Annotated in this window: 1 pseudogene; it reads right to left on the bottom strand. The window is 45.8% G+C overall.

The window, feature by feature from the left end:
• A pseudogene (locus MIB40_RS19520) lies at positions 1 to 332 on the bottom strand (IS1182 family transposase); the annotation flags it as partial.

Below are 332 nucleotides of genomic sequence, written 5' to 3'. Positions count from 1 at the left end.
CCCTTATTGGTGGTCATCTTACCCGATTCATTGTCGGTGATATTGCTTTTAATCTCTTTCGGCTTTTTCCCTTGCCCCATCCTTGGGGCGGCCGTCTTTAGGAACTGGTCGATCTTGGTAAAATGTTTTTCCAGTGTTTCCAATGACTGTTCGATTTGATCTTTGCGTTCGCGCTCTTTCGGTTTACGACGATCCAGCTTTTTATGCTGTTTCATACATTGTTTTATTTGACGTCGAATTTTATCGCGCTTTTCGCTCAACTCGTTCAGGGTACCAGAGTGTTCCTTGGCGGCATTGGAAGGCATTTTGCAGCCGTCGATGGCGAAGAGTTC

This window comes from Aestuariirhabdus haliotis (genome assembly GCF_023509475.1).
In the GTDB taxonomy this organism is placed as follows: Bacteria; Pseudomonadota; Gammaproteobacteria; order Pseudomonadales; family Aestuariirhabdaceae; genus Aestuariirhabdus; species Aestuariirhabdus haliotis.
This window is presented reverse-complemented; position numbering and strand designations above follow the sequence as displayed.